Source organism: Gemmobacter aquatilis (genome assembly GCF_900110025.1).
Lineage (GTDB): Bacteria > Pseudomonadota > Alphaproteobacteria > Rhodobacterales > Rhodobacteraceae > Gemmobacter > Gemmobacter aquatilis.
The window spans coordinates 88,694-114,386 of the sequence record NZ_FOCE01000008.1 but is presented as its reverse complement, the minus strand read 5'-3'; the positions used below and the strand labels follow the sequence as shown (position 1 = coordinate 114,386).

19 protein-coding genes are annotated in these 25,693 nt (G+C 66.6%); 9 read left to right on the top strand and 10 right to left on the bottom strand.

Annotation, left to right across the window (positions count from 1 at the left end):
• Positions 1 to 28: 28 nt before the first annotated feature.
• The 4 genes from BMX43_RS13955 to BMX43_RS13940 form a co-directional block, all read right to left on the bottom strand.
• Positions 29 to 1,033, bottom strand: coding sequence for a glycosyltransferase family 2 protein (locus tag BMX43_RS13955; RefSeq protein WP_091302411.1), 1,005 nt, complete (start codon positions 1,031 to 1,033; stop codon positions 29 to 31).
• Positions 1,033 to 7,428, bottom strand: coding sequence for a type I polyketide synthase (locus BMX43_RS13950; protein WP_091302409.1), 6,396 nt, complete (start codon positions 7,426 to 7,428; stop codon positions 1,033 to 1,035). Before BMX43_RS13950 ends, BMX43_RS13955 begins: the two co-directional genes overlap by 1 nt.
• Before the next feature lie 564 nt (positions 7,429 to 7,992).
• The gene (locus BMX43_RS13945) at positions 7,993 to 9,366 is read right to left on the bottom strand and encodes a hypothetical protein (protein WP_091302407.1); all 1,374 of its coding nucleotides are present in this window, start codon (positions 9,364 to 9,366) and stop codon (positions 7,993 to 7,995) included.
• 84 nt (positions 9,367 to 9,450) lie between these two features.
• The gene (locus BMX43_RS13940) at positions 9,451 to 10,350 is read right to left on the bottom strand and encodes an acyltransferase family protein (RefSeq protein ID WP_091302405.1); all 900 of its coding nucleotides are present in this window, start codon (positions 10,348 to 10,350) and stop codon (positions 9,451 to 9,453) included.
• 172 nt (positions 10,351 to 10,522) lie between these two features.
• Between BMX43_RS13940 and BMX43_RS13935 the strand changes: the two genes are divergently transcribed.
• Positions 10,523 to 11,272 carry a WecB/TagA/CpsF family glycosyltransferase gene (locus tag BMX43_RS13935; protein ID WP_091302545.1) on the top strand — a complete coding sequence of 250 codons (750 nt, stop codon included), beginning with the start codon at positions 10,523 to 10,525 and terminating at the stop codon, positions 11,270 to 11,272.
• A gap of 16 nt (positions 11,273 to 11,288) precedes the next feature.
• Here BMX43_RS13935 and BMX43_RS13930 read toward each other — a convergent pair whose 3' ends face one another.
• Positions 11,289 to 12,281, bottom strand: a complete 993-nt coding sequence (locus BMX43_RS13930; protein WP_091302403.1) for a glycosyltransferase family 2 protein — start codon at positions 12,279 to 12,281, stop codon at positions 11,289 to 11,291.
• 279 nt (positions 12,282 to 12,560) lie between these two features.
• Between BMX43_RS13930 and BMX43_RS13925 the strand changes: the two genes are divergently transcribed.
• Positions 12,561 to 13,436 carry a CpsD/CapB family tyrosine-protein kinase gene (locus BMX43_RS13925; protein ID WP_139201591.1) on the top strand — a complete coding sequence of 292 codons (876 nt, stop codon included), beginning with the start codon at positions 12,561 to 12,563 and terminating at the stop codon, positions 13,434 to 13,436.
• Between the two features lie 4 nt (positions 13,437 to 13,440).
• Complete coding sequence (locus BMX43_RS13920; RefSeq protein ID WP_175482118.1) at positions 13,441 to 14,721, top strand: Wzz/FepE/Etk N-terminal domain-containing protein; 1,281 nt, start codon at positions 13,441 to 13,443, stop codon at positions 14,719 to 14,721.
• Positions 14,722 to 14,804: 83 nt separating this feature from the next.
• Here the strand turns inward: BMX43_RS13920 and BMX43_RS13915 are convergent, their stop codons facing one another.
• From BMX43_RS13915 to BMX43_RS13905, 3 genes are all read right to left on the bottom strand, one after another.
• Positions 14,805 to 15,527 (bottom strand): sugar transferase, encoded by a 723-nt coding sequence (locus BMX43_RS13915; protein ID WP_091302397.1) that lies wholly within the window; start codon positions 15,525 to 15,527, stop codon positions 14,805 to 14,807.
• Positions 15,528 to 15,961: 434 nt separating this feature from the next.
• Complete coding sequence (locus BMX43_RS13910) at positions 15,962 to 16,171, bottom strand: hypothetical protein (protein WP_139201590.1); 210 nt, start codon at positions 16,169 to 16,171, stop codon at positions 15,962 to 15,964.
• Positions 16,172 to 16,303: 132 nt separating this feature from the next.
• The gene (locus BMX43_RS13905) at positions 16,304 to 17,638 is read right to left on the bottom strand and encodes an oligosaccharide flippase family protein (RefSeq protein ID WP_091302393.1); all 1,335 of its coding nucleotides are present in this window, start codon (positions 17,636 to 17,638) and stop codon (positions 16,304 to 16,306) included.
• Between the two features lie 113 nt (positions 17,639 to 17,751).
• Here BMX43_RS13905 and BMX43_RS13900 point away from each other — a divergent pair, with 113 nt between their 5' ends.
• Positions 17,752 to 18,951, top strand: coding sequence for a glycosyltransferase (locus BMX43_RS13900; RefSeq protein ID WP_091302543.1), 1,200 nt, complete (start codon positions 17,752 to 17,754; stop codon positions 18,949 to 18,951).
• Between the two features lie 208 nt (positions 18,952 to 19,159).
• On the opposite strand, the gene BMX43_RS13895 is transcribed toward BMX43_RS13900, so the two are convergent.
• On the bottom strand, positions 19,160 to 20,164 hold the full coding sequence (locus BMX43_RS13895; protein ID WP_139201589.1) for a calcium-binding protein: 1,005 nt from the start codon (positions 20,162 to 20,164) through the stop codon (positions 19,160 to 19,162).
• 314 nt (positions 20,165 to 20,478) lie between these two features.
• Here BMX43_RS13895 and rpsO point away from each other — a divergent pair, with 314 nt between their 5' ends.
• The 5 genes from rpsO to BMX43_RS13870 all read left to right on the top strand — a co-directional run bounded on the left by rpsO (position 20,479) and on the right by BMX43_RS13870 (position 25,380).
• On the top strand, positions 20,479 to 20,748 hold the full coding sequence (gene rpsO, locus BMX43_RS13890; RefSeq protein ID WP_091302541.1) for a 30S ribosomal protein S15: 270 nt from the start codon (positions 20,479 to 20,481) through the stop codon (positions 20,746 to 20,748).
• A 192-nt stretch (positions 20,749 to 20,940) separates the two neighbouring features.
• Positions 20,941 to 23,091: a polyribonucleotide nucleotidyltransferase gene (gene pnp / locus BMX43_RS13885; protein ID WP_091302389.1), complete on the top strand. Its 2,151-nt coding sequence runs from the start codon at positions 20,941 to 20,943 to the stop codon at positions 23,089 to 23,091.
• Positions 23,092 to 23,238: 147 nt separating this feature from the next.
• Entirely contained in the window at positions 23,239 to 23,826 is a 588-nt protein-coding gene (locus BMX43_RS13880; RefSeq protein ID WP_091302387.1) for a L,D-transpeptidase, read from the top strand.
• Positions 23,827 to 23,893: 67 nt separating this feature from the next.
• Entirely contained in the window at positions 23,894 to 25,111 is a 1,218-nt protein-coding gene (locus BMX43_RS13875; RefSeq protein WP_091302385.1) for a GTP-binding protein, read from the top strand.
• Entirely contained in the window at positions 25,108 to 25,380 is a 273-nt protein-coding gene (locus BMX43_RS13870; protein WP_091302383.1) for a DUF6525 family protein, read from the top strand. Before BMX43_RS13875 ends, BMX43_RS13870 begins: the two co-directional genes overlap by 4 nt.
• Before the next feature lie 57 nt (positions 25,381 to 25,437).
• Here BMX43_RS13870 and BMX43_RS13865 read toward each other — a convergent pair whose 3' ends face one another.
• Positions 25,438 to 25,653, bottom strand: a complete 216-nt coding sequence (locus BMX43_RS13865; protein ID WP_175482117.1) for a DUF1127 domain-containing protein — start codon at positions 25,651 to 25,653, stop codon at positions 25,438 to 25,440.
• Between the last annotated feature and the right edge of the window lie 40 nt (positions 25,654 to 25,693).

Here is a 25,693-nt window from a genome sequence, read left to right as displayed (position 1 = left end):
CTTCCGCCCCGGCAGGGCGGCGATGCCCCTATGCCGCGGGGCGGGCCATATCCTTGGGCGAGGGTGCCCCCGCCCGCTGTTGCCGCCCCGCCCGCGTCACAGAATGCACGATCAGATCGCGCAGGAAATGCGGTGGATCAAGGTGATCCCGCCGCTGGACGAAACGCCGCACCCGCCACAAGACTCCCCCGGCCACATGGGCCAGCGTGGCAGCTGCGGCATAGAGATGCCCGTAATTCTTGGTGAAATAATGGCTGCGGCTGTCCAGCCAGAAGGCAGGAATACGGCGCCATGTCTTCATGCCGGTGGACACCGAACCGATATGCATCACCTCCGATTCGCGGACGTAATCGGTGGGAAAGCCCGCCCGCGCGGCACGCAGGCACAGATCGGTTTCCTCGAAATACAGAAAGAAGGTTTCGTCAAACAATCCGATCCGGTCCAGCACATCCTGCCGCATCATCAGGCTGGCACCCGCCAGCCAATCCACCCGCGTGGTGGTCTGCGGGATCGGCAGCGCCACGATATGCGCGCGCAGCAACCGCGACACCGGGCCGGTGCGCGCCGCCCCCTCCAGTTCCGACGCGATGGAGGGAAAGCGAAAGGCGGTGCGATGGGCCACCCCATCCTCGCCATGGATATAGCTGCCCGCAAAGCCGGTGTCGGGATGCGCCTGCAGATGGTCCAGCAGCGCACGAATGGCGCCAGGTGCCGGAAAGGCATCGGAATTGAGGATATAGACGTAATCGGGCCGCGCGCCCCCCGGCAATCCGGCACGGATGCCGACATTGTTGCCCGCGCCAAAACCGCCGTTCCAGCCCGATTGCAGCACCCGCACCGGCACCGCCCCGCGATCCCAACCGCGCGCCGCAACCTCGGCGACCAGCGCCTCGAAACTGCCATCGCCCGAGTCGTTGTCCACGATGGTGATCGCGCCCGCCATCCCCTGCATCGCCCGCAACGCCGCCTCGGTCGCTTGCAGGGTCATCGGCGCGGTGCGCCAGTTGAGGATGACGGTCAGAACCTGCGCCATCACTCCGCCGCCTCGCGCAGCGTCGGGGCTGGCGGCTTTTCCTCTGCACCGGCAATGGCCTCGCGCAACCGCGCCGCCAGAACCCGCACATTCGGCTCCAGCACCATGCTGTCATGGTCGCCCGGCACCTCGACCACCTGCAAGGCCGGGGCAAAGCGGGTCAGGTCATTGTCGGGGAACACATATTCCCGCGCGGCAGACACCCATTGCCCGTTCGACACCGCCCAGCGCCGATCCAGCGGCGGGCGGAACAGCGCCGTCGGCCCCTTGCGCAGCGGCAAGGCATAGATCGGCAAAGCGGCGCGGAACGCGGCCTCGATCTCGGTATTGTGGAACTGATGCGCGGTGTCGGTCGCCTGTTTCGGGCGGCGCTTCTCGATCTCCCATGCCACGCGGCGCCTGGCCCAATCGGCCACGAAGCCCGGCCCGCGCGCCTTCATCTCGGCCGCCTTGATCAGCGCCTTGTCCAGACGCGACAGCGGCGGGCGCATCGGCAAGGGCGTATCCAGCAGCACCAGCAGCGAAACCTGTTCCCCCGCCGCCTCCAACTGCCGCGCCATTTCCCAGGCGGTCAACCCGCCGCCCGAAAAACCGCCCAGCAGATAGGGCCCCTGCGGCTGCACCTGCCGCAACTCGGCGATGTAATCGCGCGCGGCCTCGGGCAAGGTGCGGTGCGGTTCGGCATCGCCGTAAAGCCCGCGTGCCTGCATCCCGTAGAACGGCCGGTCCCCGCCCAGAAGCTGCGCCAGATGCCGCAGGTTCAGCACATTGCCGAACATGCCCGCCACAAGGAAGAACGGCTGCTTCGGCCCCCCTGCCCCTTCGTGCATAGCCACCAGATGGGTGAAGCGGCGCGTTGGGGCCTCTGCCTTCGGCGCAGTGCCATCCTGCGGCCCGATGCGTTCCTCGATCAACGCCGCACAGGCGGCAATCGTCGGTGCTTCGAACAGGACCGAGATCGGGAAATCCACCCGGAACGCCTTGCGCACCATGGAAAACAGCCGCACCGCGATCAGGCTATGGCCGCCCAGCGCGAAGAAGTCATCCTCCACCCCGACCTGCCCCACCCCCAGCAGTTCCTGCCAGAAGCCGGTCAGCGTGCGTTCGATGTCATTGCGCGGCTCGATATAGGCGCTGTCGAGATCGGGACGCGCGAAACTTTGCCCCTCGGGCCGCTCGGCCTCCACCGCATCGGCCTGACGGACCAGCGCCGGCAGATCCAGCGACGACACGATCACCTGCGCCTGCCCGGTGGCCAGCGCGCGGGCAAAGGCATCGGCCCCCTCGGCGGCGCGGATGCCTTGGCCAAGGTTGTGGATCAGCCGTTCCTCTTGCGGCGAGGCGGCTTTCTGCGCCTGCGCATCGTCAAATTCCAGATCGCGCAACTCGGGCGCTTTCGTCGCAAAGGCCCCCTCCAGCTTGCGGATCGTGAAGCCTTCAATCTCCACCAGCACTTCGCCGGTCTCGGTGGCCAGCGTCACGTCGAACACCGCCACCGGCCCTTCGCCCCGGTTCACCGCCGCATTGCGCACCCAACTGATCACCCGCGCCGGCAGCGGCGCATGGGCGCGCAACCGGGCATAGCTGACCGGCACCCACAGATGCGTCGGCTGATAGCCGGAAATCAGCTCCATCGCCCAACCCGTCGCCAGATCCATCAGCGCCGGATGCAGCAGCCAGCCCTGCGCCAGATCGGGCTGCGCCGCCAGCGGCAGGGTCAGCGAGGCGATGCCCTCGCCCTGCCCCAGCGCCATCCGGTGCAGCACCCGCCAGCGCGGCCCGAAGTTCAGATGCTCCTCCTGCGGCGAGCGCAAGCCGCGAATATCCTCGCGCGCCACGCCACAGCGCGCCGCAATCGCCGCCGGATCAATCTGCCCCGGCTTGGCGCGCAACGGCATCAGCCGCCCCTGCGCATTCAGCGCAAAGCCGGTGCGCCCGCGATGGTCCACGCCAGACCGCACCTCGAAGCCAAAGCCCTCATCGGACCGCAGCAGTTTGACCCGCATCTCGCGGCTGGCGCCATCGGCCACGTCCAGCGCGCGGAAGAAGGTCAGGTCGCGCAACTCGAAGGCACCAAAGCCCTCTTCCCGCGCCACCTCGGCGGCCATCTCCAGATAGCCGGTGCCGGGGATCAGCGCCGTGCCACCCTTGGTGCGGTGCCCGTCCAATATCCAGCGCTCGGTCGTCAGCCGCGTGGCGAAGATGCGGTTGCCCGCCCGGTCATACCCGGCCTCGTCCAGCAGCGGGCGCTTCACCGGCACGCGCGGCGCCAGCGGTCTGGCGCCGGTGCGTTCGGCCAGTGCCTCGGCCGCCATGCCGACATCGGCCCAGATGCCCCAGTTCAGCGCCAGAACCCGCGTCTTGCCGCCCCGCCGCCCCTGCGCATAGGCGTTGAGGTATTCATTCGCCGCCACATAATCCACCTGCCCCACCGGCCCCGTGACGGTCGAGGTGGAGGAAAACAGCACCAGCAGATCAAGGCGCCCATCGGGGAAAAGCGCATCCAGCACATGCGTGCCGTGCAGTTTCGGCGCAAAGACGCCTTCCACCTGCGCCGGGGTCTTGGCCAGCAGCGGCGCGTCATCCACCACGCCCGCCGCATGGATCACCGCGCGCAGCGGGCCAAACCGCCCCTCGGCCTCGGCCACCGCCGCGCGCATCTCTTCGGCGTTGCACACGTCGGCCCGCGCCACCAGCACCTCGGCGCCCAGACTTTCCAGCCGCTGCACCGCCAGAATCCGCCGTGCCACCGCATCGCCCTGCGCCAGATGCTGCGGCCAATCCGCCCGCGCGGGCAGGGCGCTGCGGGCGATCAGCACGATCTTGGCCCGCGCCTCCACCGCCAGCTTTTCGGCCAGCGTCAGCCCGATGCCACCAAACCCGCCGGTGATCAGCACCGGCGCACCCTCCGGCAGGCCCATCGCCGCCTCGGGCAGCGCCAGCCGCTTCAACGCCCGTTCATAGCGTTTTTCGCCCCGGCGCAGCGCCGCGTGGCTGGAGGGCGCGGCCAGCAGATCCTCCACCACCTGCCCGGCCAGCACCGCCATCGCCTGCGGGTCGGCCTTGGCCCAGCGCCCCTTCGGCGCGGCGGGAAGCTGCACGTCCAGCGTGGCGCAACTCACCCCCGGCAGCTCATGCGGCATCACCTTGGCCGGCCCGGCAATCGCGGCCTTTTCCGGGTAGGGCAGACCCTCGTCCTTCAGCTGCGCCGCCCCCGTCGTCACCACCGACAGATGGATCGGCCGGGGCAGGTTTTCCTCGGCCATCGCCTGGCCCAGGAACATCAGCGCATAAAAGCCCTGCTCGATATTGCGGTGAAAGAAGCTGGACCCCGGGCGGAAGCTTTCGCGCGCCGTCACCAGCCAGAAATGCGCGATCCGGTCCGGCGCGCGGCCCGCCGCCACCAGATCGCGGATCAACGCGTCATAGCCCTCGCGCCCGCGTTCGGGGTTCAGGATGAACCCGCCTTCACCATCGCGCGCATAGGCATCGCCCGCCCGCACCGTGACCACCGATTGCCCTGCCGCACGCAACTGCGCCACGACCTGCGCGCCCAGCCCCGCCTCATCAACGAACACCAGCCAGCTATGCTTTGGCGCCTCGGCGGGTTCATCAAACTCCACCGCCGCCGCGTGCTGGCGCCAGACCGGCTGCCAGCCCCAGTCTGCCACATCGGCAAGGCGCATCGGCAGCGCCTCGGCCTCCACCACCCCAGCCTTGCCCGGTTCGATGAAATAGGGTTTGCGCTGGAAGGCATAGCCCGGCAGCGGCAGCCGCAAGCGCCGCGCGCCGCCCCAGATCGGCTCCCAATCCACCGCCACACCGCAAGCCCAAAGCCGGGCGATGCTGGCGATATGCCATTGGTCATCGGAGATCTTCTGTTCCGGGTGGCGCAGCGCCGGGATTACCTGCCCCGCCGCAACCCCATTGGCCTGCGCCAGCGAGGACAGCGCCCGCCCCGGCCCCATTTCCATGTAGACACGCCCCGGCGTTGCGGTCAGTTGCGCCAGCCCCTGCTGGAACAGCACGGTATTGCGCAGATGCTGCACCCAATATTCCGGGCTGCGCGCCAGATCAGCCGACAGCGGCAACCCCGTGCGGTTGGAAATGATCGGGATCTGCGGCGCGTGCAGCCGGATCGCGCGCAGATATTCGCCAAACCGCCCCAGGATAGGCTCCAGCATCCGGCTATGCGCCGCGATGTCGATGGCGATGCGCTGCGTCTCCACCCCTTCCGCCGCCAACCCTGCCGCCAGCGCCGCCAGTGCCGCATCGGAACCGGACACCACACACAGCCCCGGCGCGTTCACGCTGGCCATATCCAGATCGCCGGTCAGGCGCGGGCGCAGATCGGCCTCGGCCAGCGGCACAGACAGCATCCCGCCCGGCGGCACGGTATCGAACAATTGCCCGCGCAGATGCACCAGCCCGATGCAATCCTCAAAGCTCATCACCCCGGCCAGACAGGCAGCGGTATTTTCCCCCATGCTGTGCCCGATCAGCGCCGCAGGCGTCACGCCCCAGCTTTGATACAGCTTCGCCAGCGCATATTCGGTGATCAGGATCAGCGGCAGTTGCACCGAAGGCCGCTTCAACCGGGCATCCGCCGCCGCCTCTTGCCCCGGTTCGGGCAGCCACAGCGCGCGGATGTCGTAATCCAGCTTGGGCTGCAGGATCGCCAGACCCTTGTCCATCCAGTCGCGGAACTCCGGCTCGGTGTCATACAGCCCGCGCGCCATGCCCGCATATTGCGCGCCGCCACCGGGGAACATGAACACCACCTCGGGGTTGTCGCCCAGATGGTCATGGCTGAACACGCGCCGCGCGTCCTTGCCCTCCAGCAGGTCCGCCGCCTCGTCGGGACTGCCGGCCACCAGCACCCGGCGCTTTTCAAACGCCCGGCGGCCCTCTTTCAGCGTCCAGGCCACATCGGCCAGCTTCTGTTCCGGATGCGCCCGCAGATGCGCCGCAAGATTGCGCGCCGCATCGTCCAGCGCGCCTTTCGATCTGGCCGAAATCACCAGCGGCTGAAACGGCCAGTCACTTTCGTCGGAGGCGCCGCGAACGGGCGCCTCCTGCAGTACGGCGTGTGCATTTGTGCCCCCGACGCCGAGACTGTTCACCCCGGCGCGGCGCGGGTGGGCCTTCGCCTCCCACGCAGTCAGCCGGTCATTCACCTTGAAGGGCGAGGTTTCAAAATCAATCGCCGGGTTCGGCGCCTCGTATCCCAGCGAGGGCGCCATTTCCCGGTGATGCAGTTGCAGCGCCACCTTGATCAGGCTCGCCACCCCCGCCGCCGTATCCAGATGCCCGATATTGGTTTTCACCGAACCGATCCTGCATGTCCCCACGCTGTCGGCGCTTTCGCGGAAGCCTGCGGTCAGCGCCGCCACCTCGATCGGGTCGCCCAGAAAGGTGCCGGTGCCGTGACATTCCACATAATCCACCGTGTCCGAAGGCACCCCGGCAATTGCCTGCGCCTCGGCGATGCAGCGCGCCTGCCCATCGACCGAAGGCGCCAGATAGCCCGCCTTCGCCGCGCCGTCATTGTTGATGGCGCTGCCCTTGATGATCGCCCAGATGTGATCGCCGTCGCGGATCGCATCCACCGCGCGGCGCAGCACCACACAGCCCGCGCCAGACCCGAACACCGTGCCCTGCGCGCGGTGATCGAAGGCATGGCAATGCCCGTCGGGCGACAGGATCTCGCCCTCGTTGAACACATAGCCCCGGCCCTGCGGCAACTCGATGGTCACCCCGCCCGCCAGCGCCATATCACATTCGCCGTTCAGCAGCGCCTGCGACGCGAAATGCACCGCCACCAATGATGTGGAACAGGCGGTCTGGATATTGATGCTCGGCCCCTTGAGGTCGAAGATATGGCTTACCCGGGTGGACAGGAAATCCTTGTCGTTGCCGGTGTGCCGCAGCAAGAACATGCCGGTGTTTTCCACCAGATCGGGGTTGGAACACAGGTTGAAATAGAAATAGCTGCCCATGCCGCAGCCGGCATAAACCCCGATGGACCCGTTGAAGCGTTCGGGCACATGTGCCGCGTTCTCCAGCGCCTCCCAAGCCACCTCCAGAAACTGGCGGTGCTGCGGGTCAAGGATCGCCGCCTCTTTCGGGCTGAAACCGAAGAACTCCGCATCGAACTCGGCAAACTTGTCCAGCGGGGCCGCGGCGGGCACATAATTGGGGTGCCGCATCTTCGCGGGGCTTTCGCCATTGGCCAGCAGTTCCGCCTCGGTCAGGTGGCGGATGCTTTCGATCCCGGCGCGCAGGTTTTCCCAATAGTCAACAATCGAAGGGGCTCCGGGTAGATGCGCCGCCATGCCGACAATGGCAATATCGGTCTCGGACACGGGGTCCGACAACAGGGTCTGATCAGCCATGGTCACTCGTTGTCCTCACCTCACGCAACGCCATTCCCCCCGCCAGAGCCCCCCGGCAACGGAGCGGATGCGTGCCACACCACATCTACTTAACCTATCGTAAACATAGACTTGGCGATAGCGGGCGAAAGCGCGCTCCGGCAGCGTCGCCACATCGGGAACAATGCCGCAATGTCGCCACAATGCCGCCGCATTTCAGGCCGGTTTACAGGCGGAACCGTGAAAACCTGCCTCCGCAATGCCCATATGGCCCTTGGCGCGGCTCTCATTCATGCGCCCTGCTCCACAATCGCGGGGGCCACACCTGCCGGTCTCGGCGGCTCCCGGCGGGTTGGAAACGGACGATTCTCGCCGTGTGATCAGGCCCCATGTGCCCATCCTGCCCCGTTTCGCGGCCCGGCGCTGGAACAGTGCCTCCCAAGGCGCCCCACCCCTGCCACGCCGCCAGCCCCGCCCCTGCACCCGCAGCCGCAGCGGCCTGCACGCCCGCTTCGGCGGCGGCAGAATTGTTGCGAAAACACGGCCAAACCACCTTGCGACGGGCAGCCGTCGCAGAGGCCTCCCTCATAGAATCGTCCGCGTTCGGGGAATACCAGACCTCGCAGTCCGGCTCGTGCCGGCCCGTTCGCGCGCCATTGCCTCGGCCCGCCCCAGCACCGCCCCGGCCATCAGCCAGGTGAAGGGGATCAGCGTCGCATTGGGCAACAGATCCACCAGATTGGCCGCCAGCAGCAACGCCACCCCCGCCACCGGCGCCGCAACCGTCACCCCGCGCCGCATCGCCTGCCCTGCCAGCAGCAGCAGCGGCAGGATCAGCAGGCCAAACTGCACGATATAGCCTAGCCAGCCATAGATCCCCAGCACGATGATCCAGCCGCCATCCGACACCGAGGCCATCTCGCCCGTCACCGGATCATACAGCAGATTGCGCCCATAGCCGCCCCAGCCGAACCAGGGCTTCAGGCTTGCATGGGCCAGCAGCGCCTCTTCGTTCTCGATGCGGAACTGCAGCGAATCCGCCCGTTCCGCCGAGGCGCTTCCGGCAAGGTTCAGGATCGCATCCAGCGGCACCAGATGCAGCCCGCGCAGCAGCGGATAGGTGATGACCATCACCGCCAGCACCGCCGCCACCAGCACCTGCATCCGGCGCGGCGCCAGCAGGATCAGCAGTGACAACCCGACCCCGTACACCAGCGGCCCGGCGCTTTTGGCCAGCACCAGCATCGCCGTCAGGTACAGCCAGATCATCAGCCGCTTCCCCCGCTCCTGCACCGGCGCCTCGCGCAACAGCAGCAGCGCGGAAACCGAGGTCATCAGCACGAAAAACGCCAGCCACAACCCGTGCGGCAGAAACACCATCGGACGGTAGCCACCAAAGCGGATCGTCTGCGTGAAATCATGCTGCATGAAGCCGTAAACCCAGACGTTCATCTGCGGCGACATGCGCAGCTCGATCAGCATCGGCAGCGAATAGGCCAGCCCGCCAGCCACCAGCGCCCGCAGCATGTTGCGCATCGCCTCATCCGTGCCCAGATAGCGGCGGGCAAGGAAATAGGGCAGCACGGCAATCGCCTGATTGGCCACGGCCGCCACACTGTCATAGATCGCCATGCCCTGAAGCTGCGTCGGCCCCGCCTGCACCGCTTCGCCATTGGTCAGCACCGTGGCAAAGGGCGACAGCACGAATACCGCGATCAGCGCCCGGCCCACCGCGCTGTCCGGCAGGAACGAGATCTTCTCGTGCCGCGCAAACAGCACCATCGCCAGCGCCATCAAGGCCGGGATGGAATTCTTGCCCAGATCCGGAACGACCGGCAAATTCAGCGCGATGACCGGCGGCAGCACCAGATAGGCGCCCAGAATGGTCCAGATCAGCGCCCTGTCCGGCGGCAGGCGCTGAAACAGCACGATCACGACCACCGGCCAGATCGCCAGCATGAACCATGCGAGGGGGTTGGCAGAGATCAGCGGGACACTCCTTGCGCGGCACGCGCGATCATAGTCATAACACACACGCCCCTGTCAGACCACGGCCCGGATCAGTGGCAGGCGCTGCAACCCCAAGGCCGTCAAGGCCGAAAGCGCAAAGACCAGCAGCGAAAACAGCGGCCATGGCACCCCGGTCCCGAACAGCTTGTAGCCCACCAGCATGAAGAACGGGTGCAGCAGATAGACCCCGAAACAGGATCGGCCCAGCACCGGCAACACCGGATGTTCCACCGGCAGGTTCCAGAATGTCTCGAAGGCCAGCGCCCCGGCAAGGGTCGTCCAGGCCCAGGGTGCCCCATGCGACATCACCAGCGCCACGAGGTTCAGCCCCCCCAGTGCGGCCAGCGGCAACACAATCCGCTGCATCCGGTGGGCGGGCACCAGCAACACGCCGCACAGGAAGGGCGGCACGGCATAGGCCCATTGCGGCAGCGGCTCCGGCGCAAAGGGAAAAACCGTATGCACCCAGAACAGCGGCACCCCCACCAGCCCCAGCCCCAGCGCGGCCAGCGCCAGACGCGGCACCGTCCGGGTAAAGGCCAGCACGGGCCGCACCACCAACCCCGCCAGCAGCACAAAAGGCAGAAACCACAGATGGATCGACGCCCCGACCAGCAACGACAGCGGCTCGCGCGGCAACACGTCGAGGCTCGCCCCTTCGGCGGTGAGGGCGTTGAGCAGCCAATAAGCGGCCGACCAGAACACCCAGGGCAGCAGGATGCGCCGCACCCGCACCGGCCAGTCGGGCCGCCCGCCATTGCGATCTGCCGCGCGCGCCGTCAGAAAGGCCGACAGCACCAGAAACAGCGCCAGCGCGACATGCCCGAACCAATCATTGACCGAAGCATGGATATGCACCGCCACCACCCCGAACGCCGCCAGCGTGCGCGCAAGGTCGATGGACTGGCGATGCTGACGGGCCTGCGCTGACATGCCCCACCGCTAACGCCTTGGGCCCGAGTCGGCCAACGCGATCTGCGCTTGACCCACCCCGCCGATTGGAAACAGAGTGTCCACCGCGCCGTCACGGGTGAAACGGCGGCGCTTGCTGATTTGCCCGGCAATTCGTGTTACGCAGCAGGCCTTAAACAGTAAGGTGTCCGCCGTGCAGTTCCGTTTTCACGACACGACGATTTCCGTCAACGTGCCCCATGCCGCCGCCCTGCTGGCCGAGGTGCGGGTACGGCTGCAAGATCGGCAGGGCTTCGCACTGGCCACGATCAATCTGGACCATCTGGTAAAGCTACATTCCAGCCCTACCTTCCTGCGCGCCTATGCGGCGCAGGATCTGGTGGTGGCGGATGGCAATCCCATCGTCTGGCTGTCGCGTCTGGCCGGACAGCCGGTGGGCCTTGTGCCCGGATCTGAAATGGTGCTGCCGCTGGCGCGGCTGGCGGCGCAGGCCGGGGTCAGGGTCGCCCTGTTCGGCGCCACCGAAGCGGCGCTGGAAGGGGCGGCAGAACGGCTGCGCAGCCGCTTGCCGGGGCTGGACATCGCGCTGCAGATCGCCCCGCCCATGGGCTTCGACCCCGAAGGGGAAGAAGCCGCGCGTTTTCTGCGGCTGATGGAGGCGTCGGACATCGGCCTCTGCCTGATCGCGCTGGGCGCCCCCAAGCAGGAAATCTTTGCCGCGCGCGGCCGCCACCTTGCCCCGCATGTCGGCTTTGCCTCGATCGGGGCGGGCTTGGATTTTCTGGCCGGCACGCAGAACCGCGCGCCGGACTGGGTGCAGCGCATCGCGATGGAATGGGTCTGGCGGATGCTGTCCAGCCCGCGCCGTCTGGTGCCGCGCTATTGGGCCTGCCTGAAGCTTCTGCCGGGCGAGGCGCTGCGCGCCCTGGCGCAACGCGGCTGATCCCGGCGGCATCAGATCACTTGTATTCGATCAAGCCGCGCCGCTGCCCGCGCAGCCGCGCCAGATGATAGCCGATCCCCCCCTGCGCCTCGGGCAGCTTGCCCAGCACGGTAAAGAACGCCGCCTCCAGCCCCAGACGCGGTGCCAGCCGCAGCACCTGCGCGGGCCAGACCAGCAGCAGCCCCAGCCCCGCCGGATGCACCGCCCCGGCAATCAGCGCCGCCAGTGGCACCCCCGCCCCCCAGAGCAGCGCCCGCCGGGTTTCCCGCACCCAATGCCGCTCTGGCCCCGCGCCATGGCGATGCGCCCCCTCGGCAAAGGCATGGCCCGCCCGCCGCGTGCGCTGCCACCACTGGCCAAAGCGCCGCATGGCGGCATCGTGCAGCGTCATCTCGGCCTCCAGCCGCCAGATCTTGCCCCCCGCGCGCCGCAGCCGCAGACAGAGATCCGGCTCCTCGCCCGCGATCAGCGTCGGGTCATAGCCGCCCACCGCCCGCACGGCGGCATAGCGCATCAGCGCATCGCCGCCACAGGCCGCTGCCGCGCCCACCGGCGTATCCCATTCCCGATCACACAGCCGGTTATAGACCGAGGCTTCGGGATAGCGCTCGCGCCGCCGCCCGCAGACCACCACCACCTCGGGATGTGCTGCCAGAAATCCCGCCGCCTCGGCCACCCATGCCGGTTGCACCTCGCAATCGCCATCCACCAGTTGCACCAGATCGGGTGGATCGGTGGCCAGCCGGTCCAGCCCGGCATTGCGCGCCCGCGCTGCGGTGAACGGCACCGCCAGATCCAGCGCCACCACCTCGGCCCCCAGCGCCGCCGCCGCCGCCACACTGCCATCGGTCGAACCGCTATCGACATAAACCACGCGCCGCACCTGCCCCCGCAACGACGCGATGCAGACCAGCAACCGCGCCCCTTCGTTGCGGCCGATGACCACCGCGTCGATCCGCCCGTTCGCCGCTTCGGTCACACGCCCCTCCTGCCCCGGATTCGCCCTCATCCTAGCGGCCTTGTCACGCCGCAACCACTCCCCCCGCCCTTCCATTTTCATGCGAAATCTGTTAGTTGGAAAAGGCTGGGCGGGGGCCGGGCGAATCCTGAACACCGTGCGCATCCTGCGATGCCGCGCAGATCAGATCCCGATAGTGGCTTGCCGCAGGGCAGGCGTTTATGTGACCCCTGCGGCGCTGCCGCACCGTTTCTGGAGCCTGTCTTGCAGATGACGCGACACACGATGTTGGTGCCCGAGTCCTCCGAAAGCGAAGATATGGGGTCTCCCATGCTGTCTGATGACGAATTCAAAGAACGACTGGGCGACCCGAACGCCAACCGCCAGAACGGGGTCTGGCTGTTCCATCCGCGCGCCGAAACGCCCAAGCGTATCATCGGCCCCCCGGCCACCATCACGCCCTTCTCGGCCCCCGCCCTGCTGACCCCCAACCCCGACCGGGCATGGGAATCGCTGGGCCGGGTGATGCTGAACCGCGAAAACCTCGCCGGAAACGGTCTGTTCCTGAATGCGGCACAAAACGCCGTTACCGCGCAATTCGACATCCTGCGCACCCGGATGCTGCAGGCCATGGCCGAACGGGGCTGGCGCCGCATCGCCATCACCTCGCCCACCCATGGTTGCGGCAAAAGCCTTGTCGCGGCCAACCTCGCCTTCGCGCTGGCCCGCCTGCCCAGTTGCCGCTCCGTGCTGATCGACCTGGAACTGCGCCACCCCGATCTTGCCGACACGCTGGGGATCGAGGCCGGATCGCTGCGCGACTACCTCACCGGGGGCGAGCTGATGGAAACCCATCTGCGCCGCTTCGGCCCGAACCTCGCCCTTGCCCTGAACGGTGAGCCCTGCGCGGATGCCGCCGAAACCCTGCTGAACCCAAGGCTCGACGAAACCCTGCGCCGCCTGCAAACCGATCTGGACCCGGCGGTGATCCTGATGGATCTGCCGCATGCCTTGGGCAATGACGATGTGATCTCGATGCTGCCGCGCGTCGATGCCGTGCTGCTGGTCGCCGATGCCACCCGCACCACCGCCGACGACATCCGCGCCTGCGAACGCCTGTTCGAAGACCGCGTGCCGCTGCTGGGTGTCGTGCTGAACCGCGCGCATGATCCGGTGGCACGCCGCTACCGTTACAGAAAGACCTGACCCGATGGGCCCCGTCCAGAACCTGAGCGACCTTCTGAACCTGCTGCGGCGGCGGATGCTGCTGATCGGCGTGATCGTGCTGCTGGGCTGCATCGCCTCGGTCATGGTGGCGATTTCGCGGCCCAAGGTCTATGAAACCGCCGCCGTGATCCAGGTTGAAGGGCCGGTGGTGCTGGATGCCGGCCCCAATTCCGGGGCGCAGTCCGCGCGGCTGCTGCAGGCGATCGAACAGCGGCTGACCACGCGCGAAAGCCTGTTGGCGCTGATCGACCGGCAGGGCTTGTTCGCCGATGCCCCCGGGCTGACCGACGACCAGAAGATCTGGGCCCTGCGCCAGTCGGTGCGCTTTGAAAGCGTCGCCGCTGCGGCCGGGGCGGGGTATGGCACGGCAAGCTCGGTTTCGGCGCTGGTGATCTTTGCCCGGTTTGAAAATGCCGAACAGGCGGCGCGCGTGGCCAATGACCTGGCCCAAAACGTGCTGGACCTGTCGGTCGCCCGCCAGACCAGCCGCGCCAAGGACACGCTGGCGTTTTTCACCGAAGAAGAGGCCCGGCTCGCCCAGGAAATCTCGGTGCTGGAAGACGAGCTGACCGCCTACAAGAACGCCAATCTTGCCGCCCTCGGCCGCACGGATACCGGCGAGCGGGTGGCGCTGGACACCGAGTTGCGGCAGGCCCAGCAAGACCTGCTGGCACTGCAGACCGAACGCAAGGCGCTGGAGGCAAAGCCCCGTCAGCGCGAAACCGACCGGCGCCAGATCGAAAGCCTGTCCGCGCAAGAAGGCGTGCTGCAATCGCAGATCGACGCGCTGACCGTCCAGCGCGACGCGCTGGACCAGCGGCAATCCGCAGCGCCCGAGGTGGAACGCACACTGTCCGCCTATGACCGCCGCCTGCAACAGTTGCAAAGCCAGTACGACCTGACCAATGCCCGCCGCGCCGAAGCCGAAACCGCCCTGCGGCTGGAGGAAGAGCAGCACTCCGAACGCTTCAGCCTGCTGGAACGCGCCACCGCCCCCGCCTATCCCACCAGCGGCGGCGGCAAGAAGATCGCGCTGGCGGGCGGGATGGCCAGTGTGATGCTTGCGCTGGTGGCGGCCTTTGCGCTGGACCTGATGAACCCGGTCCTGCGCAGTGCCGCCCAGATGGAACGTCAGCTGGGCATCCGCCCGGTGATCACCATCCCCGAACTGCCCCGCCGCCGCCCGGGCCACAGCCTGCTCAAGCGGCTCTGGCAATCGCTGGGGGCAAGCCGCAGCGCCCCACCACCACAGCCGCAAGACTGACCGCGTTCCGCACCCCATAGAAAAACCCGCGACGCCTGGCCTGCGTCGCGGGTTTTGTCTTGCCGGTCTCGGTCTCGCCCGGTTCAGCAGCCTGTCGCGTTCATCACCACCCCGACGGTGCGAAACAGGATCTTCATATCTGCGGCCAGTGACACCTGTGCCTCATAGGCTGCATCAAAATCGGCCCGCGATTCAAAGGTGGTACGGTTGCGTCCGGCGGTCTGCCACAGCCCGGTGATGCCCGGGCGCAGCGCGTAATAGGCCGTCCCCGGATACAGCGCCTGCTGGTTCAGCATCATCGGGCGCGGCCCCACCAGGCTCATGTCGCCGATCAGCACGTTCCACAGCTGCGGCAGCTCGTCCAGCGAGGTGCGCCGCAGGAACCGACCGAACGCCGTGACGCGCGGGTCATTCTTCAGCTTCTGGGTACTGTCCCATTCCGCCCGCGCGGCGGGATTGGCGGCAAGATAATCCGCCATCCGCGCATCCGCATCGCTGACCATCGAGCGCAGCTTCCACATGCGGAACGCCCGCCCCTGCTGCCCCACCCGCTGCTGCGTGTAGAACGCCCGCCCGCCATCGCGTGACACGGCCACCGCCAGCACGGCCACCACCGGCACCACGATTGGCGCCGCCAGAAGTATCGCGCCAACATCCAGCGCCCGCTTGAAAAAACGGCGATAGGCGCCGGATTTCCTTTTTTCCGCCACAATTGCGCTGGGCAGCGCCAGCCCGGGCACGACCTGCGCCGGTGTGACACGCACAAGGGCATCATCCGCCTGAAAGCGGGGATAGCTGATGGTCATTGTCCGTCACCCGTTAACAGTGGAAAGGATCAGAGTGCAGATAAAGCAAAGCGATTCCGATCGCTTGTGATCTGCAACTCGCTTGGATTTCAGTCGGCCAGAAATTCATTGCGCATACTCGGAAGTTACGCCCCCAAGGACGATTTTATCCGCTCCGCCCTTCGTTTGGCGACAGATATCCGACTACTTAACCAAAAGTTAATGCCCAATTTCAGGGGAAATTTTGCCGCCTTGCTGCCATATTCGCGCCGCAATTGAGCTGACACAACCAAAGGGAGATCGCCTCACCCTGCGCACACTCTATTCAATCTGGCTGATTCGCGGGGCTCGGGCACATGGCGCCTGTCGGCAGACCCGTCTCAAAGACAGGATACCGCGCCAGAGATTTCAGCGCCCCGGCCCTGAAGCCACAAAGCACTGTTTCCCATGCGGCATCAAGCGATGCGCTGCAGATCGGCTTGCCCGTCCAGAGAGGCCGAATACTCGGCCCGGGGCGCCTGGGTTTTCAGGGCGACCAGAAGCAGCAGCGCCACCCCCACCATGCCGCCCATCGGATACAGCAGCAGCGACAGCCAGATCGGGAAACCGGACAGCAGCGCCGAAACCGTGGCCACCAGACCGGACAGGATTCCCGAAAGCATCACGCCGATTACCATCCCGCTACCTCTGCGCTAGTGGCCAGACCGCCGAAACCCGGGGCCTGCCAAAAAACGCTAGAACGGAATTAGGGCAAAAACACGGCAGCAGTTCAGCAGCAAAACGGCAACCCGCCGCAATTACAGCGCTCGCAGCAGATCGCCATGCAAACCCAGCGCCAGCGCCACGATTGCCAGCCCGGCCAGCGCGAATCCCGCATCCAGCGCCCCATCCCAGGCCCGGTTGCGCCGCGCCATCCAGATCACCAAAAGATGCATGAAGGCCGAGGACAGGAACTGCGCCAGCAGCGCCCCCATCAGCCCGGCCTGCGACACGCCGATCAGAAAGGCCAGCGTCTGCACCCCGGCCCGCACCGCCATCACCACAAAGAACGTGCGCGAATCCCCGGCGGCCAGCGCCGACTGGTCATAGGTCATGCCGATCACCTGCGGCAATTGCACCAGCACCACCGCCACGACCACCGCCTGCGCCATGGCATAGCGGCTGTCATACAGCACCTCCACCACCGCAGGGCCCAGAAGGGCCCCCACCGCCAGCATCGCCATGATCCCGCCCTGTAAACCCAGCCGCAGCCGCCGCAGCTTGCGGAAATTCGCGGCGCTGGCCGAAGGGTGGTGGTCGCGGTACAGCGGGATCAGCACCCGCCCGGTGATCGCCCCGCCCAGCAGCATCGGGAAAGAGGCCAAGAAATACCCGATATTATAGACCCCCAGCGCATCCAGCGGCAAAAACGCCCCCAGAATCGCCTTGTCCCCCTGCGACAGCACAAAACCGCAGGCGGTGGACAGGAAGATCCACTTGCCGAAATGGATCAGCTCTTTCCCCGCCTTTGCATCCCAGCGAAAGCGGTTGCGGTGCCCCGGCAGCCCGTAATGCATCAGCACCAGCTTCGACAGCGTGCCGATCGTCGTGCCGATCACCAGCGCCCAGACCGAGCCCATCGCAAAGGCCAGCGCCACCATCGCCGCCGTGCCGATCACCTGCGACAGCAGATCCAGCGCCGTCACCCGGCCAAACAGCAGATGCCGCGTCGCCGTCTCGATCCGCGTCGGAAACAGCCCGCCGATCAGCATCCCCAGCCCGGCCACCGGCAGCAGTCCCTGCAACTCCGGCGCGTCGTAAAAATACGCGGCGGGCCAGGCCAGCGCCACCGTGCCAAGGCACAGCATCAGCCCGCGAAACGCCTGCAAGGTCCAGGCGGTATCCAGAAACTCCGGCTCGTCGCCATGCGGGCTGCGCGCAATGGCAGGCCCCAGCCCGACATCGGAAAACATCGCCAGCCCCACGAGGCAGACCGACACCAGCGCCATCAGCCCGAAGGCCTCGGGGAACAGCAACCGCGTCAGGATCAGATTCGCCCCCAATCGCAAGATCTGCGAGGCGGCATAGGCGCCCGCCGTCACGGCAGAGCCGTGCAGGGCGCGTCGGAACATGCTGGGGCGGGCCATTTCCATGGCACGGACCCTAGGGCCGCCCCGCCAAAGGGTCAATCACGCCATTCTTCGGCCATATGCTTCAGCAAGGATCGGGTCTCTGCTACAACAGCTTGCTTGCAACCGGATATGCCGTGAAGATCGCCTGCCTCGTCAACACCTATCCCCGTGCCTCGCACACCTTCATCCGCCGCGAGATTCACGCGCTGGAGCGGATGGGGTTCGCCGTGCACCGCCTCGCCATGCGCTCCGACCGCGCCGCCCTGCAGGACGAGGCCGACAAGGCCGAAGACCTGCGCACCGAACATGTGCTGGAATTGGGCCGCAGCAGGTTGGCGGGCACCGCGCTTGGCTGGATGCTGCGCCATCCGGCGGCCAGTGCCCGGGCGTTGGCCTGCGCCTGGCGCCTGGGCAAACGCGCGGGCAACCGCCCCCGCCATGCTGTCTATCTGGCAGAGGCAGCCTATGTCGCCGCCCGCTGCCATACCCTCGGCATCCACCACATCCACGCCCATTTCGGCACCAATTCCGCCAGCGTGGCCCTGCTGGCGCATCTGCTCGGCGGCCCGCGCTACTCCTTCACCGTCCATGGGCCAGAGGAGTTTGACGCGCCGCACAGCCTCGCGCTGGATGAAAAGATCCGCCACGCCGCCTTCACCGTCGCCATTTCGTCCTTCGGACGCAGCCAGCTTTGCCGCTGGTCCGCCGTCACCGACTGGCCGCGCCTGAAAGTCGTGCATTGCGGCATCGAACCCGCCCGCTTCCCCGACCCGGCCCCCGTGCCCGCCAAACTGCGCCTCGTCGCCATTGGCCGCTTTTCCGAACAGAAGGGCTTCCCCCTGCTGATCGAGGCGGTGGCCCAGGCCATCAGGCACCATCCCGACCTGCACCTGACCCTCGTCGGCGACGGCCCGTTGCGCGGCGAGATCGAGGCGCTGATCGAAACCCATACCCTGCGCCGCCACGTCACGCTGGCAGGCTGGCTGACCGAAGCGCAGGTCCGCGCCGAACTCGCTGCCGCGCAGGCGCTGGTCCTGCCCTCTTTCGCCGAGGGCCTGCCGATGGTGGTGATGGAGGCGATGGCCGCCGGTCGCCCGGTGCTGGCCACCGCGATTGCCGGTCTGCCCGAACTCGTCACCCCCGAAACCGGCTGGCTGGTGCCCGCGGGCGATGCCACAGCGCTGGCCGAAGGGATCAACCAGATCGCCAGCCTCCCCCTCGCCCGCCTGACAGAAATGGGCCGCGCCGCCCGCGCCCGCGTGCTTGCCCGCCACGATGTCAACCGCGAGGCGACCAAACTCGCCCTGCTGATCCGCGCCGCCGCCGAAAGCTGACCGACCCGAACCGCCCCCTGGCAGCCTGATCCGGCCAGACCCACAGGCACGCAGCCCCCGCTTCATCCTGGCAAAAATACTCGGGGGTGAGGGCCGCCCTGACGTGCTTCCAGTGGAAGCACGTCAGGTCCGAACGCACGATCCGCAAGGATCGGGCCGGACAGCCAAAGGCGACGGGGGCAGCGCCCCCTCTCCCCTCACCGCCCGCTCAACCCTTCGGCGCCGGGGTCAGCACGATATCCGACACGGCAAGACCCTGACCGCCCGCCACCACCGCCAGCGGCAGCCCGTCCAGAAAGACTGCCACGTCCCCGCCCGCGCCCGCAGGCTCCAGCGTCAACTGCGGCTCGGGGTGAACCTCCGGGTCATAGACCACCTCGATCTTGTCCGCTGCCCCGTCAAAATCCATCAGCCGCGCCCCGTCGCCCTCCTCCAGCCAGTCGCCCAGTTGAAACCTGTCCGCCCCTTCGCCGCCCGTGGCATAATCGCCCGCCCCCGCGACCAGCAGGTCATCCCCCGTGCCGCCGTTCAGGAAATCCGTCTCGCTGTCCGCCTCGCCCGGCGTATGGCCGATCAGCGTATCCGCGCCGAACTCGCCGTCCAGCGTGTCGCTGCCCGCCCCGGCCTGCAGCAGATCGTCGTCATAGCCCCCCGCCAGCCAGTCATCCCCCGCACCGTCGCGCAGCGTATCATCGCCGCTGCCCCCCATCAGCGTGTCATCCCCGCTGCCGCCCGCCAGCAGATCGTCACCGTCATGCCCGGCCAGACTGTCATTCCCTGCGCCGCCGCCCAGTAGATCGGCGCCCCCCTCGCCGGTCAGCGCGTCATCGCCGCCCTGGCCCAGGATCGTATCCGCGCCAGAGCCGCCGAACACATAGTCATTGCCCGCACCGCCCGCGATCCAGTCATCGCCGCCGCGCGACACGATCTGATCCATCCCGCCCAGACCGTCGAACCCGTCATCCGCGCGGCCCCCTGCCAGCTTGTCATTGCCCGCAGTGCCCTCTTGCAGTGCGTCCCCGGCGCCGCCTTCCGCCCGCTCTGGCGCGGCCAGCGCCAGATCCAGCAGATCGCCCGTCTCGCCCGACGAGTCGTCGCTGTCCTCCCTCGGCGCCTCCGCGTCATGCTCCCCCCCCTCGTCCGAGGACGAGAAGAGGGCATCCAGCATCAGCCCCGCGCTCAGGGCTCCCAGAACCGCAACCAGACCCAGCACTGCACCCACTCCACCCAGGCCCACACAAGCAGGCCGCCCGCATTAACCAAGAACCACACCAAGCCCTTGGGATTGCATGACATTCATCCCTCAGATCATGGCACAAAACCGGCAATCCGGCCATGGGCCGGGGACATTCATTGAACAATTGGTTAAAATGCCAGGCATCCCGCCCCGGCAAATCCTGCTTCCCTTTTGGGGCCTTTTCGCGTATGTGCGCGCATCCGCTGCGGGATTCCGCGCGGAGCCCAAGGGCCCTGCTGGACGACATCCCGGCTTGCGCCGTCACTCTCAACCCTGAAAAGGAGATCCCGATGTCGATCACCGTCGAAGAAAAAGCCCGTCTGATCAAGGACTACGCGACCAAGGAAGGCGACACCGGCTCGCCGGAAGTTCAGGTTGCGATCCTCAGCTCGCGCATTGCAACGCTGACCGAGCACTTCAAGACCCACAAAAAGGACAACCACTCCCGTCGTGGTCTCCTGATGCTCGTGGCCCAGCGCCGCAAACTGCTCGACTATCTGAAGGGCAAGGATGAAGGCCGCTACCAGTCGCTGATCGCGCGTCTGGGTCTGCGTCGCTGACATGACAAAGGCGCGCCCTGCGGGGCGCGTCTTTCTTTTCGAGCCCCGAATATCCGGGAGGAGGGTCCAGCGCGACCGGGCACCATCGCGCGGGAAAGAGAAAAGAGAAGGCGCCGCGGGCATCTGGCCCGCCCGAACCGAATGACGAAAACCGCGCCGGGTGGAGGGTCCCCCGGCAAGATAGGAAAACAGATGTTCAAGATTACCAAAAAGTCGATCCAATGGGGCAACGAGACCCTGACGCTCGAGACCGGCAAGGTCGCGCGTCAGGCCGATGGCTCCGTGATCGCCACGCTGGGGGAAACCTCGGTCATGGCCAACGTGACCTTCGCCAAACAGGCGAAGCCGGGCCAGGACTTCTTCCCGCTGACCGTGCATTACCAGGAAAAATACTACGCCGCCGGCAAGATCCCGGGCGGCTTCTTCAAGCGTGAAGCCCGGCCGTCCGAAAAAGAGACGCTGACCTCGCGCCTGATCGACCGTCCGTGCCGCCCGCTGTTCGTCGAAGGCTTCAAGAACGAAGTGCTCGTGATGTGCACCGTCCTGTCGCATGACCTCGTGAACGAACCCGACATCGTGGCGATGATCGCCGCCTCCGCCGCGCTCACCATTTCCGGCGTGCCGTTCATGGGCCCGATCGGCGCCGCGCGCGTCGGCTTCGCCAATGGCGAATATGTGCTGAACCCCGAAGTCGAAGATCTGCAGAAACTGCGCGACAACCCGGAACAGCGCCTTGATCTGGTCATCGCCGGCACCAAAGATGCCGTGATGATGGTGGAATCGGAAGCCTACGAGCTGACCGAAGCCGAGATGCTGGGCGCCGTGAAATTCGGCCATGCCGCGATGCAGCCGGTGATCGACCTGATCATCGACTTCGCCGAACTCAGCGCCAAGGAACCCTTCGACTTCCAGGCCCCCGATTATTCGGACCTGTATGCCAAGGTCAAAGCCGCGGGCGAAACCCAGATGCGCGCCGCCTTCGCGCTGCGTGACAAGCAGGAACGCACCAACGCGATCTCTGCCGCCGTCGCCGCCATCAAGGCCACGCTGTCGGAAGACGATCTGGCCGACATCAACCTCGGTTCGGCGATCAAGAAGCTGGAAAGCTCGATCCTGCGCGGCGACATCATCAGCGGTGGCGCCCGGATCGACGGGCGTGACAACAAGACCGTGCGTGCCATCACCGGCGAAACCGGCATCCTGCCGCGCACCCATGGCTCGGCCCTGTTCACCCGTGGCGAAACCCAGGCGCTGGTCGTGACCACGCTCGGCACCGGCGAAGATGAACAGATCATCGACGCGCTGCATGGCAACTCGCGCTCCAACTTCCTGCTGCACTACAACTTCCCGCCCTATTCGGTCGGCGAAGTGGGCCGCGTCGGTTCGCCCGGTCGTCGTGAAATCGGCCATGGCAAGCTGGCCTGGCGCGCGCTGCAGGCCGTTCTGCCCGCTGCGACCGATTTCCCCTACACCATCCGCGTCGTGTCCGAGATCACCGAATCCAACGGCTCCTCCTCGATGGCCTCCGTCTGCGGCGGGTCGCTGGCGATGATGGATGCCGGTGTGCCGCTGAAAGCCCCGGTGGCGGGCGTGGCCATGGGCCTGATCCTCGAAGACGATGGCCGCTGGGCCGTGCTGACCGACATTCTGGGCGACGAGGATCACCTCGGCGACATGGACTTCAAGGTCGCAGGCACCGAAAACGGCATCACCACCATGCAGATGGACATCAAGGTTGCCGGGATCACCCCGGAAATCATGGAACAGGCGCTGGCACAGGCCAAAGATGGCCGCCTGCACATCCTGGCCGAGATGAACAAGGCCCTTTCCGCGCCGCAAGGCTTCTCGGAATACGCGCCGAAGATCGAAACCCTGACCATCCCCACCGACAAGATCCGTGAAGTGATCGGGTCGGGCGGCAAGGTCATCCGCGAGATCGTGGAGCTTTCGGGCGCCAAGGTCGATATCAACGATGACGGCATGATCAAGATCGCATCGAACTCGGCCGAGGCGATCAAGAAGGCCTATGACATGATCTGGTCGATCGTGGCAGAGCCGGAAGAAGGCCAGATCTACACCGGCAAAGTGGTGAAACTGGTCGATTTCGGCGCCTTCGTGAACTTCTTCGGCAAGCGTGACGGCCTCGTCCATGTGTCGCAGATCGCCAACAAGCGTCTGAACCACCCGAACGAGATCCTCAAGGAAGGCCAGGAAGTGAAGGTCAAACTTCTGGGCTTCGACGATCGCGGCAAGGTGCGCCTTGGCATGAAGATGGTCGATCAGGAAACCGGCGAAGAAATCGTTGGCGACAAGAAAGAAAAGGAAGAAGCCGCCGAGGGTTGATCCCCGCCGCTTCGACCGAAAACGCAAGGCCCCGGAGCGATCCGGGGCCTTTTGCGTCAACCCTGCGTGAGGCGGGGCATTCTCCTCTGGAACCGAAGGCCATTCAGGACGATTCTTCTGTGCAAGCCGCAAGCCGAAGGATGCCCCATGCCCTCTCCCCTGTCCCGCCGCCACTTCCTCGCCGCGGGGGCGGCCAGTTGTGCCCTTCCCGCTGTCGCACAGGAAGAACGCAATGCCGAAACCTGGGTCGTGCCGCCCGAACAGCAGCCCTACACGCTGTATCTGCAGGATGCCTATCCGCCCGGCACGATCATGGTCGTACCCGACGCCTTCGCGCTCTACTACATGATCGACAGCCAGTTCGCCCTGCGCTTCACCGTCGGCATCGCCCGGGGCGGGCTGTATGAGGCGGGCTATTTCACCCTTGGCGCCAAGAAAGAATGGCCAAGCTGGACCCCCACGCCCGAAATGATCGCCCGCGACCCGGACCATTACGCGAAATATGCCAATGGGATGCCCGGCGGCCCCGGCAATCCGCTGGGCGCCCGCGCGCTTTACCTGTTCGACGAGGCGCGCGGCGACACGTTCCTGCGCATCCACGGCACGTTCGAGCCCTGGACGATTGGCACCGCCGTCTCCAATGGCTGCGTTCGGCTGGCCAACCAGCACATCATGTTGCTGTATGATCGCGCCCAGCTTGGCGCGCAGATCATCCTGTTTCCCCGCAGCGCCTGACCTGCGCCCCCTTGCGGGGCCAGACTCATCCCGTTATTGTTATTTTATAACATAACGAGAATCACCCATGCCTGATCACCGCCGACCCGATCCCCGCCTTCCCGTCACCGTGCTGTCCGGCTTCCTCGGGGCAGGCAAGACCACCCTGCTCAACCACATCCTCAACAACCGCGATGGCCGCCGCGTCGCGGTGATCGTCAACGATATGTCCGAGGTGAATATCGACGCGGGCCTGATCCGCAACGGCGCCGATCTGTCCCGCACCGATGAAAAGCTGGTGGAACTGACCAATGGCTGCATCTGCTGCACCCTGCGCGACGATCTGCTGACCGAGGTGCGCCGTCTCGCCGCCGAAGAGCGCTTTGACTATCTGCTGATCGAAAGCACCGGCATTGCCGAACCGCTGCCCGTCGCCGCCACCTTCGATTTCCGCGATGCCGCAGGGCAAAGCCTGTCGGATGTGGCACGGCTGGATACGATGGTGACGGTGGTCGATGCCATCAACCTGCTGCGCGATTTTTCCAGCCACGACTTTCTCGCCGACCGGGGCGAAAGTCTGGGCGACGGCGACACCCGCAGCCTTGTCGCCCTGCTGACCGATCAGATCGAATTTGCCGATGTCGTCGTGTTGAACAAGGTCAGCGATGCGGGGGCAGAGCGTGCGGCGACGGCCCGCACCATCATCCGCGCGCTGAACCCCGATGCCCGGCTGATCGAAGCCGATCATGGCAGCGTCGCCCCCGGCGCGATCTTCGACACCGGCCTGTTCGATTTCGACCGCGCGCATGAACATCCGCTTTGGGCGAAAGAGCTGTATGGCTTTGCCCATCACCTGCCGGAAACCGAGGAATACGGCATTTCCAGCTTCGTCTACCGCGCCCGCCGCCCTTTCGATCCGGCGCGGCTCCACACGGTGCTGAACGGCGATCTTGCCGGGGTCATCCGGGCCAAGGGGCATTTCTGGCTGGCCACCCGGCCCGACTGGGCGGCAGAATTTGCGCTGGCCGGGGCGGTCTCTTCGGTGGCACCGCTGGGCCACTGGTGGGCCGCCGTGCCACAGGCGCGCTGGCCGCAACACCCCGAAGCCCGCGCCGAGCTGGCGGCCCAATGGGACGAGGTCTGGGGCGACCGGCGGCAGGAAATCGTGTTCATCGGCGCGGCGATGGACGAGGCTGCGCTGCGCGCCCGGCTGGATGCGGCGCTTGTCGCCGCCGCGCAGTTCACGCCTGCCGCCTGGGCTGGGCTGGCCGATCCCTTTCCACAGTGGCGCAGTCAGGCAGCATGACCCGCAACCTCCGCTCGCCCCATGCCCGCTGGCGCAAGGGCAGCCCGATGCTGCGCCATGACCGCCTGCCCCCCGCCCTGCGCCGCTGGCTGATCCACGCCGCCCTGCCGTGGAGCGCACAGTCCGCCCTGCGGCTGTGGCAGCGCACCCTGCGCGAAGGCGGCAACGAGACGGCAGCGCTCGCCCGGCTGGCCGCCGCCGAACGCGCCACCCTGCGGCGCGAAGCGGCGCAGGTCTGGGGCAACGGCTATCCGCTGGGCGGATCGTAAAGAAAAAGGCCCGTGGCAACCGCCACGGACCTCTGTACCTCTTGCCGTCAGCGCCGGTCAGGCGTGATAGGCCGCCTGCGACGCCACTTCGGCGATCTGCACACGATGGATGCCAAGGTCGGCAAGGTCGCGGTCGCTCAGCCCGTTCAGTTCCGCAAGGGTGCGGTTATAGATGGCGCGACGCGCGATGGCGGCTTTCACACCCGCCACGACGTTGCTGGCGATCCCGGACAGGGAAAAGCCGGTCTCACGCTGCGAAGAAAGATATGCCATGTCATGCCTCATACGGTTAGGCGCGGCAGCGGTCTGCCCT

What these genes read in the sequence shown, in the direction of transcription:
- BMX43_RS13920 (WP_175482118.1), top strand. Translation starts at nt 13,441, where the DNA reads ATGGGCCCCGTCCAGAACCTGAGCGACCTTCTGAACCTGCTGCGGCGG.
- BMX43_RS13905 (WP_091302393.1), bottom strand. Translation starts at nt 17,638, where the DNA reads ATGGAAATGGCCCGCCCCAGCATGTTCCGACGCGCCCTGCACGGCTCT.
- BMX43_RS13915 (WP_091302397.1), bottom strand. Translation starts at nt 15,527, where the DNA reads ATGACCATCAGCTATCCCCGCTTTCAGGCGGATGATGCCCTTGTGCGT.
- BMX43_RS13955 (WP_091302411.1), bottom strand. Translation starts at nt 1,033, where the DNA reads ATGGCGCAGGTTCTGACCGTCATCCTCAACTGGCGCACCGCGCCGATG.
- BMX43_RS13880 (WP_091302387.1), top strand. Translation starts at nt 23,239, where the DNA reads ATGCCCTCTCCCCTGTCCCGCCGCCACTTCCTCGCCGCGGGGGCGGCC.
- BMX43_RS13870 (WP_091302383.1), top strand. Translation starts at nt 25,108, where the DNA reads ATGACCCGCAACCTCCGCTCGCCCCATGCCCGCTGGCGCAAGGGCAGC.
- BMX43_RS13950 (WP_091302409.1), bottom strand. Translation starts at nt 7,428, where the DNA reads ATGGCTGATCAGACCCTGTTGTCGGACCCCGTGTCCGAGACCGATATT.
- BMX43_RS13930 (WP_091302403.1), bottom strand. Translation starts at nt 12,281, where the DNA reads ATGAGGGCGAATCCGGGGCAGGAGGGGCGTGTGACCGAAGCGGCGAAC.
- BMX43_RS13945 (WP_091302407.1), bottom strand. Translation starts at nt 9,366, where the DNA reads ATGCTGGCGATCTGGCCGGTGGTCGTGATCGTGCTGTTTCAGCGCCTG.
- BMX43_RS13940 (WP_091302405.1), bottom strand. Translation starts at nt 10,350, where the DNA reads ATGTCAGCGCAGGCCCGTCAGCATCGCCAGTCCATCGACCTTGCGCGC.
- rpsO (WP_091302541.1), top strand. Translation starts at nt 20,479, where the DNA reads ATGTCGATCACCGTCGAAGAAAAAGCCCGTCTGATCAAGGACTACGCG.
- BMX43_RS13865 (WP_175482117.1), bottom strand. Translation starts at nt 25,653, where the DNA reads ATGGCATATCTTTCTTCGCAGCGTGAGACCGGCTTTTCCCTGTCCGGG.
- BMX43_RS13925 (WP_139201591.1), top strand. Translation starts at nt 12,561, where the DNA reads ATGCTGTCTGATGACGAATTCAAAGAACGACTGGGCGACCCGAACGCC.
- pnp (WP_091302389.1), top strand. Translation starts at nt 20,941, where the DNA reads ATGTTCAAGATTACCAAAAAGTCGATCCAATGGGGCAACGAGACCCTG.
- BMX43_RS13875 (WP_091302385.1), top strand. Translation starts at nt 23,894, where the DNA reads ATGCCTGATCACCGCCGACCCGATCCCCGCCTTCCCGTCACCGTGCTG.